16 protein-coding genes are annotated in these 17,602 nt (G+C 60.6%); 9 read left to right on the forward strand and 7 right to left on the reverse strand.

From position 1 onward, the window contains the following. Positions 1–3 precede the first annotated feature (3 nt). Together BOA8489_RS17140 and BOA8489_RS17145 are read right to left on the reverse strand one after the other, a co-directional pair. Positions 4–615, reverse strand: coding sequence for a TetR/AcrR family transcriptional regulator (locus tag BOA8489_RS17140; protein ID WP_093975534.1), 612 nt, complete (start codon positions 613–615; stop codon positions 4–6). A 94-nt stretch (positions 616–709) separates the two neighbouring features. Further along, a complete protein-coding gene (locus BOA8489_RS17145) occupies positions 710–1,627 on the reverse strand; it encodes a LysR family transcriptional regulator (protein ID WP_093975535.1) in 918 nt (305 codons plus the stop codon). An 89-nt stretch (positions 1,628–1,716) separates the two neighbouring features. On the opposite strand from BOA8489_RS17145, the gene metF reads away from it, so the two are divergent. Beyond that, positions 1,717–2,583: a methylenetetrahydrofolate reductase [NAD(P)H] gene (metF, locus tag BOA8489_RS17150; protein WP_093975536.1), complete on the forward strand. Its 867-nt coding sequence runs from the start codon at positions 1,717–1,719 to the stop codon at positions 2,581–2,583. Positions 2,584–2,593: 10 nt separating this feature from the next. Here the strand turns inward: metF and BOA8489_RS17155 are convergent, their stop codons facing one another. After that, a complete protein-coding gene (locus BOA8489_RS17155; protein WP_370807320.1) occupies positions 2,594–3,661 on the reverse strand; it encodes a T6SS phospholipase effector Tle1-like catalytic domain-containing protein in 1,068 nt (355 codons plus the stop codon). A 117-nt stretch (positions 3,662–3,778) separates the two neighbouring features. After that, complete coding sequence (locus tag BOA8489_RS17160; protein WP_093975563.1) at positions 3,779–4,915, reverse strand: type III PLP-dependent enzyme; 1,137 nt, start codon at positions 4,913–4,915, stop codon at positions 3,779–3,781. Positions 4,916–5,043: 128 nt separating this feature from the next. Here BOA8489_RS17160 and BOA8489_RS17165 point away from each other — a divergent pair, with 128 nt between their 5' ends. From BOA8489_RS17165 to BOA8489_RS17185, 4 genes are all read left to right on the forward strand, one after another. Beyond that, positions 5,044–5,478, forward strand: a complete 435-nt coding sequence (locus BOA8489_RS17165; RefSeq protein WP_093975538.1) for an Lrp/AsnC family transcriptional regulator — start codon at positions 5,044–5,046, stop codon at positions 5,476–5,478. Positions 5,479–5,544: 66 nt separating this feature from the next. Then, positions 5,545–8,679, forward strand: a complete 3,135-nt coding sequence (locus BOA8489_RS17170; protein ID WP_093975539.1) for a valine--tRNA ligase — start codon at positions 5,545–5,547, stop codon at positions 8,677–8,679. A gap of 372 nt (positions 8,680–9,051) precedes the next feature. Next, positions 9,052–10,161 carry a pyridoxal phosphate-dependent aminotransferase gene (locus BOA8489_RS17180; RefSeq protein WP_093975564.1) on the forward strand — a complete coding sequence of 370 codons (1,110 nt, stop codon included), beginning with the start codon at positions 9,052–9,054 and terminating at the stop codon, positions 10,159–10,161. Positions 10,162–10,232: 71 nt separating this feature from the next. Continuing rightward, positions 10,233–10,427: a hypothetical protein gene (locus tag BOA8489_RS17185; protein WP_093975541.1), complete on the forward strand. Its 195-nt coding sequence runs from the start codon at positions 10,233–10,235 to the stop codon at positions 10,425–10,427. Here BOA8489_RS17185 and BOA8489_RS17190 read toward each other — a convergent pair. Then, positions 10,424–11,623 (reverse strand): pyridoxal-phosphate-dependent aminotransferase family protein, encoded by a 1,200-nt coding sequence (locus tag BOA8489_RS17190; RefSeq protein ID WP_093975542.1) that lies wholly within the window; start codon positions 11,621–11,623, stop codon positions 10,424–10,426. The genes BOA8489_RS17185 and BOA8489_RS17190 overlap by 4 nt on opposite strands. A 127-nt stretch (positions 11,624–11,750) precedes the next feature. Here BOA8489_RS17190 and BOA8489_RS17195 point away from each other — a divergent pair, with 127 nt between their 5' ends. Then, a complete protein-coding gene (locus tag BOA8489_RS17195) occupies positions 11,751–13,535 on the forward strand; it encodes an ABC transporter ATP-binding protein (RefSeq protein ID WP_245813941.1) in 1,785 nt (594 codons plus the stop codon). Here BOA8489_RS17195 and BOA8489_RS17200 read toward each other — a convergent pair. Next, on the reverse strand, positions 13,532–14,221 hold the full coding sequence (locus BOA8489_RS17200; RefSeq protein WP_093975543.1) for a TIGR04283 family arsenosugar biosynthesis glycosyltransferase: 690 nt from the start codon (positions 14,219–14,221) through the stop codon (positions 13,532–13,534). The genes BOA8489_RS17195 and BOA8489_RS17200 overlap by 4 nt on opposite strands. Before the next feature lie 58 nt (positions 14,222–14,279). Between BOA8489_RS17200 and ygfZ the strand changes: the two genes are divergently transcribed. Continuing rightward, a complete protein-coding gene (gene ygfZ, locus BOA8489_RS17205) occupies positions 14,280–15,017 on the forward strand; it encodes a CAF17-like 4Fe-4S cluster assembly/insertion protein YgfZ (RefSeq protein ID WP_093975544.1) in 738 nt (245 codons plus the stop codon). Positions 15,018–15,110: 93 nt separating this feature from the next. Here the strand turns inward: ygfZ and efp are convergent, their stop codons facing one another. Further along, positions 15,111–15,674 carry an elongation factor P gene (gene efp / locus BOA8489_RS17210; RefSeq protein WP_093975545.1) on the reverse strand — a complete coding sequence of 188 codons (564 nt, stop codon included), beginning with the start codon at positions 15,672–15,674 and terminating at the stop codon, positions 15,111–15,113. Between the two features lie 217 nt (positions 15,675–15,891). Here efp and BOA8489_RS17215 point away from each other — a divergent pair, with 217 nt between their 5' ends. Continuing rightward, a complete protein-coding gene (locus BOA8489_RS17215; RefSeq protein ID WP_093975546.1) occupies positions 15,892–16,212 on the forward strand; it encodes a DUF6280 family protein in 321 nt (106 codons plus the stop codon). Between the two features lie 142 nt (positions 16,213–16,354). Beyond that, the gene (locus tag BOA8489_RS17220; protein WP_093975547.1) at positions 16,355–17,602 is read left to right on the forward strand and encodes an aminopeptidase; all 1,248 of its coding nucleotides are present in this window, start codon (positions 16,355–16,357) and stop codon (positions 17,600–17,602) included.

The following is a 17,602-nucleotide window of genomic DNA, read 5'->3' on the forward strand; positions in this document are numbered from 1 at the left end:
GGGTCAGGCAGCTTGCGGCGCGATCACTCCCAAAAGGGCTTCGACCAAGGCATCGTCACGGTGCCGCAAAGGCGCGTTCAACGTGTCAGCCATCGCCATCCGCAACAACAGCCCCAAAAGGGCCGTGTGCACGGCAACCGCCGCGCGCCGTGCTTCAACCATCCGCCGATAGCGCCCACCCTCCACCAGACATTCCGCCAGCGCGTCATACATTTCGGTCGTCGCCGGATGCATCCGCCCCAAGGTGGTCAGCATGGCCCCCTCGCGGCCCGAGCGTTGTCCGATCTGCGGCGTGACGTACATCAGTCGAAACCGGTCCAGATCGGACATATGGAACACCGCCAGTGCCTCGATCACGCCGCGCAAGGCCACGTCCGGCGCAGTCGTCGGCCCGAACGCCAGCTTTCCCGCCGCGGCTTCGGCCTCCAGCGCGGGACGCACCAGCGCCTCCAGCAATCGTGCCTTGTTCGGAAACCAGTAAATCACCGCCTGTTTCGAGATTCCGACCCGCCCGGCAATCGCCTCGAACGTCAGCTTGTCGGGTCCAAGATCGCGGACAATCGCGCGCGCAGCCTCCAGAATCGCCTCAGCCGTTTGTGACTCCCGCTTCGCCATATCGCCCCCAACTCACACCAACCCAGACCTTCAACCTACGCCTCCGCTTGACGCCGGTAAAGAAAGCAAGTCACTGGAAACAATGGGTTTCGCTTTAGGAAACCGAGCCCTGACGCTGAAGCTGCATCGGGATCCTGCGCGCAAGCTTCAGCAAATGCGCCATAAATGGCTTGGTCGTCTCATCGCTGCGGGTCGCTGCATAAAGCCGCTTGCTCAGACCTGCCTTGGTTACCGGACGCGTCACATAGTCCGAATGGTAACGCACCTCGCGCACGACCCAGTCCGGCAGCACCGCGACGCCGCGATTCGACGCCACCAACAACAGAATGACGGCCGTCAATTCCACCTGCCGCACACCGCGCGGCTCGACCTTCGCAGGTGTCAGCAACTCGGAAAACACATCCAGCCGCGACCGTTCGACCGGATATGTGATCAGCAATTCGTCGCGGAAATCCTCGGCCTCGACATACGACTTTGCCGCCAGAGGATGCTGCGCCGACGCCACGAAAACGGGCTCGTAATCAAATAAGGGCGAAAACGTCACATCGGCCAAATCTTCCGGGTCCGACGACACCACCAGATCGACTTCTTCGCGCGCCAAAGCCGGCAAGGCATCAAACGCCAGTCCCGGCCGGATATCCACATCCACATCGGGCCAGGCCTTGCGAAACTCCTCCAACACCGGAAACAACCACTCGAAACAGGCATGACATTCAATCGCGATATGAAGCCGCCCCGATTTGCCCGAACGCAAATTCCGAAAGTCGTCCTCCATCGCCTCAAGTTCGGGCAAGACCTTCTCGGCCAAAGCCAACAAACGCTTGCCCGCCGATGACAACTTCAACGGCTTGGAACGGCGCACAAACAACTCGACGCCGGCCTGTTCCTCAAGCCCCTTTACCTGGTGACTGAGAGCCGATTGCGTGATGTTCAACACATCCGCCGCCCGCGCCAAACCGCCCGCTGCATGGATCGCCCGAATGGTGCGCAAATGCCGGAACTCGATATGCATCTATGAATCCGCCTCATTATCTTAGTGAGAATTATGAATTTGTTTCACAACTCAACCTGTGGGACAAGCCCTCAACAAGGAGCATTCCAATGACCCGTCCGACCATTTCTTTCGAGTTCTTCCCTCCGCAATCCCTCGAAGCCTCGTTCCGTCTTTGGGATACGGTGAACACCCTGTCACACCTCGATCCTGCCTTCGTGTCCGTCACCTACGGCGCGGGCGGCACGACGCGCAAACTGACCCACGAAGCGGTCGACACACTGGGTCGCCACATGGGTCTTGATGTGGCCGCGCACCTGACATGCGTCGACGCCACCCGCGAGGAAACACTAGAAATCGCAGCGAATTACGCCAAATCCGGCGTCAACCGCATCGTCGCTCTGCGCGGCGATCCACCCAAAGGCGCGCACGCCTTCACACCTCACCCCGAAGGCTTTGCCGACGCGACCGAGCTCGTGGCGGCCCTCGCCGAGACCGGCCAATTCGAAATCACCGTCGGCGCCTACCCCGACGCGCACCCCGAAGCGGCTTATCCGGGCGCGGACATCGACTGGCTGAAACGCAAGATCGACGCCGGCGCGACCAACGCGATCACACAATTTTTCTTCGAAGCCGAAACCTTCCTGCGGTTCCGCGACCGTTGCGCAGACGCCGGGATCACTGCCGAGATCATCCCCGGCATCCTGCCGATCGAGAATTGGAAAGGCACCGAGCGTTTCGCAAAACGCTGTGGCGCGCATATCCCGCCGACCTTCGCCAGCATGTTCGAAACCGCCGAACGCGACGGGCGCAGCGATCTTCTGTCTACCGCAATCTGCACCGAACTTTGCACTGAACTTCTGGAAGAGGGCGCAAACCATCTGCACTTTTACACGCTGAACAAACCGGGCCTGACCCGCGATGTGGTGCACGCCCTTGGACTTGCTCCACACATCAGTCTGGAAAAAGTCGCCTGACGCGAAAGACCTAGACGTCCAACACCGCGCTGTCGGCAAAATCCGCCGCGCGCGGTGAACGCCCCGTCGCCGAAGGGTGCAACCGCTCGCTGGGATCGCGCCCGACGACACGCTTCTTGCGCGCCAGGAACAGCTTGCCCCAGTTGCGCCACGTCCCCACGGACGGTGCATCCGCATCCATCGCATACCGGCTGCGCCAGCCCTCGGGCAGCGGCAAGGCGCACCCCTCAAGCCGTTCAAGCATCCACACCAGCGGGATATTCGCCAAAGGCCGCGCCGCGCTGAAACCGTTCAGATGCCCGCCGACATCGCTGTGACTGCCGCGAAACCAAACCTGCTGCACCGTGCCATCCCAGCCCTCGCGCGTTTCCCACAAAACCGGTTTGAACGCCTCCCGCGTCTCGTCCAAGGCCAGCGCATGAAATCCGTGCCGGATCGACCGCCCCAGCCGATGACTGTGAAACGCATGTTTCACTTCCGCCCAGCGCCAGACAAATGGCGCACGCAAACCAAGCGCCTTAACCGTATCAAACACCGCCACTGCTTCAATCGGCGCTTCCGCGTGGCAGTATGCGTGGCGAAACGCCTCCATCACCTCCGGAGCATCATTGCGCTGATAATGACGATAGGCCTCAGTCACCCGGCGCTCGGTCGCATGGATGTATTCCAAAAGCCCGACCCGGTCGATGACCCCCGCAAGTGATCGTGCCGCGTAAGCCCCGCGCGAATATCCGACCAGAAAAATGGTGTCGCCCGGACGATAGCGCGATGCAAGCCACCCGTAGGCCCGCCGAATCTGACGGTTGATGCCGCGCCCCTCGATCACGTTCAGCGTCGCCGACCAGTCGGTCCACTGCACCCCCGCCTCGTAAAACAGACTTAGAGGCCGCTCGCCCAGCTCATCCGCCAGTAGTTTGTAGATCAGACCGACGTTCGTCTCACATCCCTCATCCAGCACCGACATCGTGCCGTCCAGCAGGATCACATGGATCGCGGCCTCGCGCACAATCTGCGGCGAGGACCGTTCCGTGCGTCTGAAAAAGCCCAGAACGCCCTTGAGCCGCTCGCCCATGGGCATCAGAGCCACCCCGCCAGCATTCTGCGCGTCCGATCCGTCTCGTTCATGGAAATGACCTAAGCATCAAGCCATGGATCTTCCATGAAAATTGCCGTGAAGAATGTTGCGATCTTGCGGTCAGGCCAAACGGTTCGTGGTGACGACTTCGATTGCACCGTAACCATTGAAACGCGTGACAGTTGCTGTCGAATAAGCGCCAAGCCCGTGCCAGATCAGCCAGTCCCCTTCGGCAAGATCGCCCGCCAAAGCGACCGTGCCCGGCAGACGGTCCAGCGAGTCACAGGTCGGCCCAAAGACGATATGTTCGATCGGTGCCGCGTCGCGTTTGCCGTTCAAGGATACAAGCTCGATCCGGTCCGTGTTGCCTAGGATCGGCAATTCGGCCAGACCGCCATAAATGCCGTCGTTCAGGAACACCGCGTTGTCGTCGCGGATCGCTTTGACGCGTGTGGCAAGACTGAAGGATTCGGCCACCATCGCACGACCCGGCTCACACACCAGCGCAGGTGCCGCGTCACCAAAAGCCCGTGTCGCCGCCAGTTCGATCGCCGCGAAAATCGCCTCAAGGTCAGGCGCAGCACCAGTGCGATGCGCGGCATATCCCCCACCAACATTCAAACGTTCCAACGTGACCCCGGCATCGCGCGCAACGGCGGCACAGGAATCAATATAAACGCCCCAGGCTGTCGGGTCGGCACATTGCGTGCCTGGGTGGAAAGTCATCGAAGGAACAAAACCCGCCTCGGCCACGGCACGCAAAAGCGACACGGCAAGCTCCGGATCCGCGCCAAATTTCACCCCGAAATCATAGGCTGCGCCCTTCACGGGCAACCGCAGCCGCACCGAGACTTCCGCCGACAAGGGCACACCGCAGCGCACCAGCTTCGCCAATTCGCCCATCGAGTCGACCGAATACGACGCCACGCCGTGTGCAATCGCCGTCGCAACTTCCGCTTCGGAACGTACCGGGTTGTTGTAATGCAGAACAGCTGACGGCATCAGCTTCTTCACCCGTGCCATCTCGAACGGCGATGCGACATCAAACGCCTCGACACCGGCCGCCATCAGGTTCTCAAGCACTTCCTCGGCATCGTTCGCCTTGACCGCATAGGTCACAAGCCCCGGAAATCCGGACAAAAACCGCTTCGCCGTCGCCTGCAATATCGACGGTGCAAAATACAACACAGGATGATCCGGTGCGTGCGACAAAAGGTGTTGCGAGGGTGAAGCGTAAAGAGCGGTAACCAGAGACATCGACGTTCCTTCAAAAATCCCGGAAAGGTAAAGACACGCTCTTTTTACCGTCCAAATCTGTCGAAACATATTGTGTAATCGTTCATTTCGACGGTATTATCTGTCATATCGCCGATACAGGACTACAAATGGACGAGATTGACGAAGAACTGATCGAACTCCTTGTCGAAAACGCCCGTATGCCGGTCGCGTCTCTCGCCCAGCACATGGACCTCGCCCGCTCCACCGTGCAGGCCCGCCTCGACCGGCTCGAACGCAAGGGCGTCATCACCGGTTACACCGTCCGCCTCGGCGACATCATGCGCTCGGAGCGCCTGCGCGCCACGGTCCTTCTGCAGATCGACCCGATGAAACTTGCCCCCGTCCTGTCCAAGCTCAAGGCCCTGCCCGAAGTGCGCGCCGCCCATACCGCATCGGGGCGCTTTGACCTGATCGTCACGCTATCGGCGCAAACCACCGAAGCCCTCGACTCCGCCCTTGACGCCATCGGCACCGTCAACGGCGTGCGCACCTCGGAATCGCTCATCCACCTGTCGACCCGTATCGACCGCCGCGCCTTCTAGCCCCTTTTCCTCGCCCCAAGCCCGCGCTAAAAGCCCCTTCGCACATACGCCAAGGAAAACGCCCCCATGCCGATGAACAAGACATTCGACGCCCACGAAGCCGAAGCCCGCCTCTATGCCGCATGGGAAAAAGCGGGCGCGTTCAAGGCTGGCGCGAACGGGCGCGAAGGGGCCGAGACGTTTTCCATCATGATCCCGCCTCCCAACGTCACCGGCGTTCTGCACATGGGCCACGCCTTCAACAACACGCTTCAGGACATCCTGACGCGCTGGCACCGGATGCAGGGGCACGACACGCTCTGGCAGCCGGGTCAGGACCACGCGGGCATCGCTACGCAAATGGTCGTCGAACGCCAACTCGCCACCGAAGGCAAACGCCGCACAGACTTCACCCGCGAAGACTTCACCGCCAAGATCTGGGAGTGGAAACAGAAATCCGGCGGAACCATCATCGAACAACTGAAACGCCTCGGCGCGTCCTGCGACTGGTCCCGCAACGCCTTCACCATGTCCGGAGCACCCGGCGCACCCGCCGGTGAAGAAGGCAACTTCCACGACGCCGTCATCAAGGTCTTCGTCAAGATGTATGAAGACGGCCTGATCTATCGCGGCAAACGCCTCGTCAACTGGGACCCGCACTTTGAGACTGCCATCTCGGATCTCGAAGTCGAAAACATCGAAGTCGACGGCCACATGTGGCACTTCAAATACCCCCTCGCGGGCGGGGCAACTTATGAGTACGTTGAAAAAGACGAACACGGCGCAGTCACATTGCGCGAAACCCGCGACTACATCTCCATCGCCACAACGCGCCCCGAAACCATGCTCGGCGACGGCGCAGTTGCCGTGCATCCTTCTGACGAACGCTACGCCCCCATCGTCGGACACTTGTGCGAAATCCCGGTCGGCCCGAAAGAGCACCGCCGCCTGATCCCGATCATCACCGACGAATACCCCGACCCCGACTTCGGCTCGGGCGCGGTCAAGATCACCGGCGCGCATGACTTCAACGACTACCAGGTCGCCAAGCGCGGCGGCATTCCGATGTATCGCCTGATGGACACCAAAGGCGCGATGCGCGACGACGGCGCCCCCTACGCCGAAATGGCCGCTGTTGCGATGGCCGTCGCCAAGGGTAAGCGCACGCTCTCCGAGTCCGAAGCCGACACCATCAACCTCATCCCCGACGACCTGCGCGGACTCGACCGGTTCGAGGCGCGTGAGAAAGTCATCAAGCAAATCACCGACGAAGGCCTCGCCGTCACTTATCTCCACAAAGAGATCGACCCCGAGACCAACGCAGAAGACCTCAGCCGCCGCCCCTTCGTCGAATCCAAGAAGATCATGCAGCCCTTCGGCGACCGCTCCAAGGTCGTTATCGAGCCGATGCTCACTGACCAATGGTTCGTCGACACCGCCAAAATCGTTGATCCCGCGTTGGAGGCCGTCCGCGACGGCACCACCGAGATCCTGCCCGAGCAGCACAAGAAGGTCTATTTCAACTGGCTTGAGAACATCGAGCCATGGTGCATCTCGCGCCAACTCTGGTGGGGGCACCAGATTCCGGTTTGGTATGGCTTCGACCTCAGCGGCGCTGGCTTCAAGGACGACGAAGGCGACGGCGCGCTTGATGAGGTTGAACTCCGACGCCTCCTCTCCGATCAGGCGCTCCTCATTGGCGACGAACACCACCATGCTGCCGCCAATTTTGACGATGTCACCGCTCGCTTTGACGACGTTCTATCCAAACTTCCCACCCCGCTCCATCGCGCCCGCGTGGTCGAAGTCGCCGACCGAAATGCCGCCGCTGACGCAATCGCGGCCAGCCTCGCAGACTACACCGTCAGCCAGGACCCGACCCACCTCGTCTACCCCGTCTGGCGCGACCCCGACGTTCTGGACACATGGTTCTCTTCCGGCCTGTGGCCCATCGGCACCCTCGGTTGGCCCGAACAAACCGAAGCGCTGGAAAAATACTTCCCCACCTCCGTCCTCGTCACCGGGTTCGACATCATCTTCTTCTGGGTCGCCCGGATGATGATGATGCAATACGCCGTCGTCGGCGACCGCCCCTTCGACACCGTCTACGTCCACGCCCTCGTGCGTGACGAGAAGGGCAAGAAGATGTCCAAGTCGTTGGGCAACGTTCTCGACCCGCTGGAACTCATCGACGAATACGGCGCCGACGCGGTGCGATTCACGCTCACGTCCATGGCCGCCATGGGCCGGGACCTGAAGCTTTCGACGCAGCGCATCCAAGGCTATCGCAACTTCACAACCAAGCTCTGGAACGCTGCACGTTTCGCAGAGATGAACGCAGCGCTCGGTGGCACCGACGCAATACCGACGTTAAACCGACGTGATACCGACGCCGCACATCCGGTCAATAAATGGATCGTCGGCGAGGTCGCCAAAACCCGTATCGCCGTTGATGAGGCGCTTGAGAAATTCAGATTTAATGACGCCGCATCAACGCTCTACGCGTTCACTTACACCTATTGCGACTGGTATCTCGAATTCTCCAAACCGCTCTTCGACACTGATTATGCCGACGAAACCCGTGCCACAATGGCATGGGCGCTCGATCAACTTCTGATCCTCATGCACCCCGTCATGCCATACGTCACCGAGGAAATCTGGGGCCTCGCCGCTAACCGCGAAGGCCTGCTCGTCACGACCAAGTGGCCAACCTATGGCGTTGAACTTATTGATGAAAGCGCCACGGCTGAACTGAACTGGGTTCGCGATCTCATCGAAAAGGTCCGCCGTATCCGGGGCGAAATGAACGTGCCGAAATCGCTGAAGGCCCCGCTCCTACAACTGTCATGCGACGAGGCAGGCAAAGCCGCATGGGCCAGAAACGAAGTCATCATCCTGCGCGACCGCGAAGCCGGTATCGAAGGCCTCACCGTGGTCGATGAAGCCCCAAAAGGCGCTGCCACCATCGCCGTCGAAGGCGCTACCTTCGCCCTTCCCCTTGAAGGCTTGATCGACGTCGCGGCGGAAAAAGCCAGACTTGAAAAGACCTTAGGCAAACTCGCCAAAGAGCTTGGCGGCCTGCGCGGCAGATTGAAAAACCCAAAGTTCCTCGAAAGCGCCCCCGAAGAGGTCATCGCGGAAACTCAGGAAAACCTCGCCGCCCGCGAGGAAGAGGAAACACGGCTGAACACAGCCCTGAACCTCCTAAAGGACGTCGGCTAACCCCTTCTTCTGTTTGAAAATATCCAGGGGGCGCGGGGGTAACACCCCCGCCAGACGTCGATTGCACGCAATCGACAACCGGCAACGCGCCGTTAACCCTTTTGTGGTAATTGACCAGCTATCGCACAACCCGATCAACGGCCCGCATCATCCCAAGCGACTTGTCGTAAACCAAGGTTAACACTCGACGCCCGCCAGGTTTTGAGACCACCGGCACCAACCGGGCCCCAGCCGCCGCTGCGGTTCCGGCTAGAAACATCCGTCTGTTCATCATCGCGGACTCTCTAGTTGCGAACCATTCTCATATATGCGCAAACAATGCGAATTCAATCCCTTGCACCCAAGCCCGCTTTCTGTGTTCATCCAGAAATCATGACCAAACCACCCCTGACTCCTCTGGCAGAAAGCCTCCCCGCAACCGTCCCCTTTGTCGGCCCCGAAGCCACGGAACGCAAAATGGGCAAGACCTTCGCAGCACGCCTTGGCGCGAATGAGAATCTCTTCGGTCCTTCCCCTAAGGCCCTGAAAGCCATGGAAGACGCCAACGCCGAGATCTGGAAATACCCCGACCCCGAAAGCCACGACCTGCGCCGCGCCATCGCGCGCCACCTCCAGGTCGCCGCCGATGAGGTTGTCGTCGGCGAAGGCATCGATACGCTTCTGGGCTACCTCGTGCGCCTCTATGTCGAACCCGGCACCTCGGTCGTCACCTCCGACGGCGCTTACCCGACCTTCAACTACCACGTCACCGGATACGGCGGCACGCTCACGAAAGTGCCCTACAAGGACGACATGGAAGACCCCGAAGCGCTCCTTAAAGCCGCCTCCGACACCAACGCCCGCCTGATCTATCTCTCCAACCCCGACAACCCCATGGGCACGCACCATGACTACGGCGTCATTGACGACATGATCGCCGATCTGAACCCCGAATGCCTGCTCATTCTCGACGAGGCATATGTCGAATTCATCGACGACGACACCGTGCCCGAGATCGACACGACCAACCCGAATGTTATCCGTATGCGCACCTTTTCAAAGGCTTACGGCATGGCCGGCGCGCGCGTGGGCTATGCCTTTGGCCACCGGGATATCGTTCAGGCTTTCGAAAAAGTCCGCAATCACTTTGGCATGAACCGCACCGCGCAGATCGGCGCGCTTGCCGCTCTCCAGGACCAGAAGCACCTCGCAAGGTCCCTCAAAGACGTGGCCGCCGCCCGTGATACAATCTCGAAGATCGCGCAGGGAAACGGCCTCACGCCTATCCCTTCCAGCACCAATTTCGTCACCATCAACTGCGGCGCGGACGCGGATTTCGCCATTGCTGTGCTCGAGGAACTGGGCGCGCGGGGGATTTTCGTGCGCAAGCCCTTCGCCGCCCCGGGAGATCGCTGCATACGCGTTACCTGCGGCCCGCCAGACGAGCTTGACCTCTTCCGCGCCGCCCTGCCTGATGCCCTCAAAGCGGCAAAATCCCGCTAATCCAAATTCATCGCGAACAATTGTTGCGCGCGTTACTGGCTTCTTAAATCTGAACTGCTATCCTTCTTTCGATGCGCAATGAACACAAGACATACCCGGACGCCGTCCAGAACTACACGAACGCCTTTCTCGCCTCGTTCGGTGTGATCGTGTTCATGATCCTGTTCGCCATCTGGGCGGTCTGGGGCCTTCTCGTCGCGGGCCTGCTCAGCGCGCTTGCAGATCGCCTGATGATGGTCGATTTCCGTCGCAGATCAGACAGTTAAGCCTCGCGCGCCACAATCGACGCCGCCGCATCCACACCACCGGAAGCGTGCTCGATACCGACAGCCGTCAAGCCTGCCTCGATCGTCGCAAGCGCGCCCAGAACCATATGCGCATTCACATGGCCCATGTGTCCCACACGGAAGAAACGATGCCATTCCGGCGTCCCAGCAGGCGCCATCCCGAGTCCGATCCCAAGCGTCAGACCCGCGCGCTCCTCGACCCACTCGCGCAGAGCGGTGCTCTTTTCTGACCCGACACGCACGCTCGTTACCGCATGACTGCGCGCGCCCGGATCCTGCACGTTCAACTCCAACGGCCCGACGTCACCCCAACGCTCGAACGCCGCCCAGACCGAGCGCGCGAGAACCGCGTGCCGTCGCAGCACATTGTCCAGACCTTCCTCCGCGATCATGTCCAGCGCCGCGCGCAACCCATACAAATGATGCGTCGGCGCAGTCCCGCAGAAATAGAGGTAAAACAACTCCGGATCGACCCGAGGGCGCCAATCCCAATAGGGCGTCACGCAATTGGCCGCCTCACGCGCCCGGTCCGCCTTGTCGTTAAAGAAGACAAACGCCATTCCGGGCGGCGTCATCAGGCCCTTCTGACACCCCGTCACCATCACATCGACACCCCAGGCGTCCATCTGGAAATCGTCGCACCCAAGACAGGCGATGCAATCAATCATCAAAAGCGCGGGATGCCCGACCTCATCCAGAACCCGTCTCAGTGCAGCAACATCATTGCGAACAGACGTCGAGGTATCCACTTGCACCGTCATCACGGCCTTGATTTCGTGTCCTATATCAGCCGCCAATCGTTCGGCCAGCCGCGCCAGATCAATCGCCGAGCGCTTGCCGAAATCCATCACTTCCGCGTCCACGCCCAGCGCCCGCGCCATCCCGGCCCAGCCTTCCGAAAACGTCCCCGTCGACGGCACCAGCACCTTGTCTCCGCGTGAAAAGACATTGGTAATGGCTGCTTCCCAAACCCCATGACCGTTCGCTATATAGATCGCCGCGTGATGCTTGGTCCGCGCCACCGCCTTCAGATCGGTGACGATCCCCGGCACCATCTCAGTCAATTCACCGTGATAAATGTTCGGCGCAGGCCGATGCATCGCCGCCAGAACACGATCCGGAATGACCGACGGCCCCGGAATTGCAAGATAGTGGCGACCATTTCCAAGCGACATTGCACAAACTCCCTTGCGCGGACGTCACCACCTAAATCCCCACCATCACCGGGTCAATCACCGGCTTGCTTGTCTGCCTCGCGTGTTACCGCTAGTCAGTCCTGAACGCCCTAACCCCGAGCCACCCGTGACCAACCCATCCATTCCCCTCGGTGAAAGCCGCAACAAGGACAACAAGAACCGTCCGCTGATCGGCTGGCTGTGGCGCATCTACCTCAAGCCGCAGCGAGTCTGGCTAGGGATCGCAATACTGCTCATGGCGATTGAAGGCTCTATGCTGGGCGCACTCAGCTACATCGTGCAGCCGATGTTCGACCAGGTGTTCATCGCAGGCGACCGCGCCGCTGTCGGTTGGGTCGCGCTGGCCATCGGCATGATCTTCGTCGTCCGCGCCGTGTCGGCCTTTGGCCATCGTGTCCTGATGCAAGGCGCGGGCCTTCGGATCATCACGTCGATGCAAAAGGACATGGTGGCGCATCTTGTCACCCTCGACAGCCGCTTTTTCCAATCCAATCCCCCCGGCACCCTGATCGAGCGCGTCCGCGGCGACACGACAGCGGCCAACAACATCTGGGCCGTTGTTCTTGGCGTCGTTGGCCGCGATGTGGTCAGCCTGATCGCCCTTCTCGCCGTAGCTATCTCCGTCGACTGGCTTTGGACCCTCATCGCCATCGCAGGCGCGCCGCTTCTCCTCGGCCCCGTGGTCGCGCTTCAGCGCTACGTCAGAAAACGCACCTTCGCAGCCCGAGACGCCGCCGCCCGCCTTTCCAACCGCCTCGACGAGATCTTCCACGGCATCAACACGATCAAGCTGAACACCAGCGAAACCCGCGAAAACGACCGCTTTGGCAGCAATGCAGGCGCCTACCTGAAACAGGAAATGCACGCCCGCGTCGGTCAGGCTGCGATCCCGGCAATGACCGATTTCGTGGCCGCAATCGGCTTTGCCGGTGTGCTTGTCTACGGCGGCAACCAGATCATCGACGGCGACAAAACCGTGGGCGAGTTCATGTCCTTCTTCACCGCCATGGGCCTGATATTCGAGCCTTTGCGCCGCGTCGCCAACGTCACGGGCGCATGGCAGGCCGCCCGCGCCAGCCTCGAACGTATTCAGGACATCTTCGAAGCCGCCCCGACCATCACCTCGCCCGCAACTCCGAAACCCGCCATCGCGTCCCCCGAAAACGCCGACATTGCGCTCGACAACGTCGTCGTGCGATACGGGACCGAACCGGCCCTGAACGGCGCCAGCTTCACCGCAAAAGCAGGAAAGACCACAGCTCTCGTCGGAGCGTCTGGTGCCGGAAAATCCACTGTTTTCAACGTGCTGACCCGGCTAGTCGACCCTAGCGAAGGCGTGATCACGATCAACGATACCAAAAGCACCGACCTTGGCCTTGCGGACCTGCGCGCGCTCTATTCCGTCGTGACACAAGACGCGCCGATGTTCGACGAAAGCTTGCGCGACAACATCATCCTGAACACCAAAGACGTCACCGACGAAGCCCTCGCCAACGCCGTCGAAGCCGCACATCTGACCGAAGTCGTCGCAAACCTGCCAATGGGTCTCGAAAGCCCAGCTGGCCCCCGCGGTTCCGCCCTCTCGGGAGGGCAACGCCAACGCGTCGCCATCGCCCGCGCGCTCCTGCGCAACGCGCCGGTACTCCTTCTGGACGAGGCTACCTCGGCGCTGGATGCCCAATCCGAAGTCCGCGTGCAGGCCGCCCTCGACGATCTCGCCCGGAACCGCACCACTCTGGTCATCGCGCACCGCCTCTCCACTATCCGCAACGCTGACAAGATCGTTGTGATGGATAAAGGCCGCGTCGTCGACGAAGGTCGCCACGAAGAGCTCCTCGACCGTGGCGGCGTCTACGCCGGCCTCTACGCCCTGCAATTCTCCGAAACCTAACGCCGCGCCTCGTACCCGCGCACCAGCGCCTCCGGCCGCGCACCCAGCAGATACCGCACCAGTGTCCAGAGATTTCGCATGACCCGCCGCGCCCAGCCCTCCGCCAGATATCGCGCCGCCGAAGTCTGCGCCTCGGCCTCCATCATCCTGAGCCGCCCTTTAAGTGCGCGCGCCAGGGCGACGTCCTCCATCAAAGCCACATCCGGCACGCCGCCAACGCTGTCCAAAACCGAACGCGCAACCAACAACCCCTGATCCCCATACGGCAAACCAAACACCCTCGAACGCAGATTCGCGCCCAACGCCACCAGCTTCGGCGCCACGCCAGCCGCCCGGAACACCAACCGGAAATACCCTGCCGTCTCGCCGTGCTCACGCATATGCCGCAAAGCCGCCTCCACCCAATGCGCGCTCAGATGCGTATCCGCATGCAAGATCAAAACCCACCGGCCCCGCGCAGCCGCCACGCCGCGTGCAATCTGCCCTCCACGCCCAGCCGGCCCTTCGACAATCTCCGCCCCCAGCGCGCGCGCCACATCCAAAGTGCCATCGTCCGACCCGCCATCCGAGACCACCAACTCCCCAATCACGCCTTCGGTCACCCCCGCCATCAATGCCTCCGCCGTCCCCGGCAACAAGGCCGCGACATTCAGCGTCGGGATCACAACAGATATTGGTGCGTGCATGGGATGAAGTCCTGTCAAAGCCGCTCTATATTGAACCCTGAAAGAAGGAGAGACCAGCATGGACGGCCGCAAAGTTCTTAAAATCACCGGCAGCGACAGGCAGGACTTCCTGCAAAACCTGATCACCAACGATATTAACCGTCTGAAAGACGGCCTCGTCTGGACCGCGCTTCTCACGCCCCAGGGCAAGTACCTCGCCGATTTCTTCCTCGTGCCCGCGGATGAGGTCATCCTGCTCGACGTCGCGGAAAGCCTCGCCCAAACCCTCGCACAACGCCTCACGATGTATAAACTGCGCGCCGACGTTCAGATCGAGGCAACCGAGATCACCCCATCCAGAGGCCCGGGTCGGGCTCCAGACGGCGCATTCGCCGATCCGCGCCACGCCGACCTCGGCTGGCGCGCCTACGACGGCCGCCCCGACGTTCCCGCCGACTGGGACGACCTGCGCGTCACACATATGATCCCCGAAACCGGAATCGAACTGGTTCCAAACGACAGCTACCCTCTGGAGCTGGACTTCGAACGGCTGAACGGCGTCGACTTCAAGAAAGGCTGCTACGTCGGACAGGAAGTCACGGCCCGGATGAAACACAAGACGGAACTGAAAAAGGGCCTCGCCAAAGTAGCAATCTCCGGCGCGGCCCTCGTCGGTTCTGAAATCACCACCGCCGACGGCAAAGCCGCAGGCACGCTCTATACCCAATCAGGCGGCAAGGCGCTCGCTTACTTGCGCTTTGACCGCGCAACCGGTGAAATGACAGCCGCGAGCGCCACGATCACGCGCCTGACCTGACCTTCTTTTTGGCAAAAGTATCCTCGCCAAAGGCAAAGGCCGCCCTGCGGGCGGCCCAAACAATCGCGTCACGCCGAAGGCGTGGCCTTTATCTCAGGCGCGCTCGGAATATTCCATCGTCTCTGTGTTGACGATAATGTCCTCGTCCGGCCCGACGAAGGGCGGCACCATGACCTTCACGCCGCAATCCAGGATCGCAGGCTTGAACGAATTGGCAGCCGTCTGGCCTTTGACCACGGGTTCGGTCTCGACAACCTTGCAAGTCACTTTCTGCGGCAGGGACGCGCTCAACGCTTCGCTGTCATGATACTCGATCACAATCGTCATGCCGTCCTGAAGGAACGGACGACGCTCACCCAAAATATCCGCCGGAAGCTCGATCTGCTCGAACGTCTCGGAATCCATGAAGACCAGCATGCCGTCGCTCTCGTAAAGAAACTGCTGGTCCTTCTGCTCAAGCCGGACCTTTTCGACCTTGTCCGCCGAGCGAAACCGCTCGTTCAGTTTCGAGCCATTTCGCAGGTTTTTCATCTCGACTTGCGCAAAGGCTCCCCCTTTGCCGGGTTTGACATGGTCGGTTTTGACCGCAACCCACAAACCGCCATTATGTTCAAGAACATTTCCGACGCGAATCTCGTTTCCATTGATTTTGGGCATTCAAGTTAACCAAGCGTTAAAGTTGATAAAAAGATCATTGTCGCTATATTATAGGGATAAGACACTGACAAGGCGGCGAAAGTCATGGGAAGAAAGCGTCAAGCTATGCGCTAAGCGCATAGTAGGCATTCCTAAATAGCAAACCTAAAGCGGTCCGGGAACAGTCATAAGGGACGTCACGCCGAGAAATGCAAGAGCAATAACAAAAGGAAAACGAATGGCTGATTTTGTGGACGGCACCGCATTCAACCACGAGCAAGGAAACCGCGCGCGCAAACTGTTCGCAGCTGTGGTTCTGGCAGCGCTCGATGATGCAATTGCTGACGACAAGAAATATGGCAACGGTCCTGAACAGATCGCACGCTGGGCGCGCTCGCGCGACGGCCGCGAAGTTCTGTCCTGCGCTGGCATCGACCCCAACGAACGTGTTGTGAAGGGTCTGATGGAGTTCGTCTCGAAAGGCGTGCGCACATCCGTGGCGCTCAGCCGTGAAGAAAGCGAACGCCGCAACGCCGCCGAGCAGGCCAAAGCCGCCTGATAAAACGCGACATTGCGTCAGAAAAATGCGTCCTCTTTCGAGGGCGCTTTTTCTTTTGGACGAACCCCTTTTTTCCGACCCCAGCCCTTTCCCAACCACAAACCCGCACTCTATGGTCCCTCCAACAAAGGAGCCTCCAGACATGTCCGACGCCCACCTTCCCTTCGATACCGCCTTCCTCGACCGCCTCGCCGATGTCGCCATCGGAACGGGTCTGAACCTGCAACCGGGTCAGCAACTTGTGCTCACCGGCGCGGCCGAAACTCTGCCGCTTGTGCGCCGCATCGCCGTTGCCGCCTACAAGGCAGGCGCCAGCGTGGTCACCCCGATCCTGTCAGACGAAGAAATCACCCGCGCCCGCTACATGCACGGCCACTACGAGTGCTTCGACGCCGCGCCCGCATGGCTCTTTGCAGGCATGGGACAAGCCTATGAAGCCAACGCCGCCCGCCTCCATGTTTCCTCTGAAAATCCGATGGCCCTTTCCGACATGGACCCAGCGAAAGTGGGTCGCGCCTCCAAAGCCAATGCCATCGCCTATAAACCCGCGCTGGAAAAAATCTCCAGCTTTGCGATCAACTGGTCGATCATTTCCTACCCGGGTCGCGCCTGGGCGAAACTCGTTTTTCCCGACCTGTCCGACGATGAGGCACAAGCTGCCCTTGCCAAAGCCCTGTTCGCCGCCTCGCGCGTCGACGTGCCCGACCCTGTGGCAGCCTGGGCCGAGCACAACGCCGCGCTGGCAACACGACGCGACTGGCTGAATGAACAGGACTTCGCAGCCCTGCATTTCACCGGTTCGGGTACCGACCTGACAGTCGGCCTCGCAGACGGCCACCTCTGGTCCGGCGGTGCCGCAAAGGCCAAGAACGGCATAACCTGCAACCCCAACATCCCGACCGAGGAAGTCTTTACTACCCCTCACGCCGCCCGCGTAAACGGGACAGCCCGCGCATCCAAACCCCTCAGCCACCAGGGCAGCCTGATCGAGAATATCGAAGTCACCTTCGAAAACGGCCGGATCACCAAAGCCAGCGCCTCGCGCGGCGAAGAGGTGTTCCGAAAACTCATCGCCACCGACGACGGCGCCGCGCGCCTCGGCGAGGTCGCCCTCGTCCCCCACGCCTCGCCAATCTCAGAAAGCGGCTTGTTGTTCTATAATACGCTCTACGACGAAAACGCTGCCTGCCACATCGCTTTGGGACAATGCTACAAGGACTGCCTGATCGACGCCGACGGTATCTCCGACGAGGCCCTCGACGCACGCGGTGGAAACTCTTCCCTCATCCACGTCGACTGGATGATCGGTAGCGCCGAAACTGATATCGACGGTATAACACAAAACGGAGATCGCGTTGCGGTGTTCCGGGCTGGCAACTGGACTGATTGA

Origin of the sequence: Boseongicola aestuarii (assembly GCF_900184815.1) — a bacterium.
Lineage (GTDB): Bacteria > Pseudomonadota > Alphaproteobacteria > Rhodobacterales > Rhodobacteraceae > Boseongicola > Boseongicola aestuarii.

Coding starts and splice junctions, on each gene's coding strand:
- BOA8489_RS17145 (WP_093975535.1), bottom strand. CDS start 1,627: ATGCATATCGAGTTCCGGCATTTGCGCACCATTCGGGCGATCCATGCA.
- BOA8489_RS17185 (WP_093975541.1), top strand. CDS start 10,233: ATGCGCAATGAACACAAGACATACCCGGACGCCGTCCAGAACTACACG.
- BOA8489_RS17155 (WP_370807320.1), bottom strand. CDS start 3,661: ATGCCCATGGGCGAGCGGCTCAAGGGCGTTCTGGGCTTTTTCAGACGC.
- BOA8489_RS17180 (WP_093975564.1), top strand. CDS start 9,052: ATGACCAAACCACCCCTGACTCCTCTGGCAGAAAGCCTCCCCGCAACC.
- BOA8489_RS17215 (WP_093975546.1), top strand. CDS start 15,892: ATGGCTGATTTTGTGGACGGCACCGCATTCAACCACGAGCAAGGAAAC.
- BOA8489_RS17220 (WP_093975547.1), top strand. CDS start 16,355: ATGTCCGACGCCCACCTTCCCTTCGATACCGCCTTCCTCGACCGCCTC.
- BOA8489_RS17170 (WP_093975539.1), top strand. CDS start 5,545: ATGCCGATGAACAAGACATTCGACGCCCACGAAGCCGAAGCCCGCCTC.
- metF (WP_093975536.1), top strand. CDS start 1,717: ATGACCCGTCCGACCATTTCTTTCGAGTTCTTCCCTCCGCAATCCCTC.
- ygfZ (WP_093975544.1), top strand. CDS start 14,280: ATGGACGGCCGCAAAGTTCTTAAAATCACCGGCAGCGACAGGCAGGAC.
- BOA8489_RS17165 (WP_093975538.1), top strand. CDS start 5,044: ATGGACGAGATTGACGAAGAACTGATCGAACTCCTTGTCGAAAACGCC.
- BOA8489_RS17200 (WP_093975543.1), bottom strand. CDS start 14,221: ATGCACGCACCAATATCTGTTGTGATCCCGACGCTGAATGTCGCGGCC.
- efp (WP_093975545.1), bottom strand. CDS start 15,674: ATGCCCAAAATCAATGGAAACGAGATTCGCGTCGGAAATGTTCTTGAA.
- BOA8489_RS17140 (WP_093975534.1), bottom strand. CDS start 615: ATGGCGAAGCGGGAGTCACAAACGGCTGAGGCGATTCTGGAGGCTGCG.
- BOA8489_RS17190 (WP_093975542.1), bottom strand. CDS start 11,623: ATGTCGCTTGGAAATGGTCGCCACTATCTTGCAATTCCGGGGCCGTCG.
- BOA8489_RS17160 (WP_093975563.1), bottom strand. CDS start 4,915: ATGTCTCTGGTTACCGCTCTTTACGCTTCACCCTCGCAACACCTTTTG.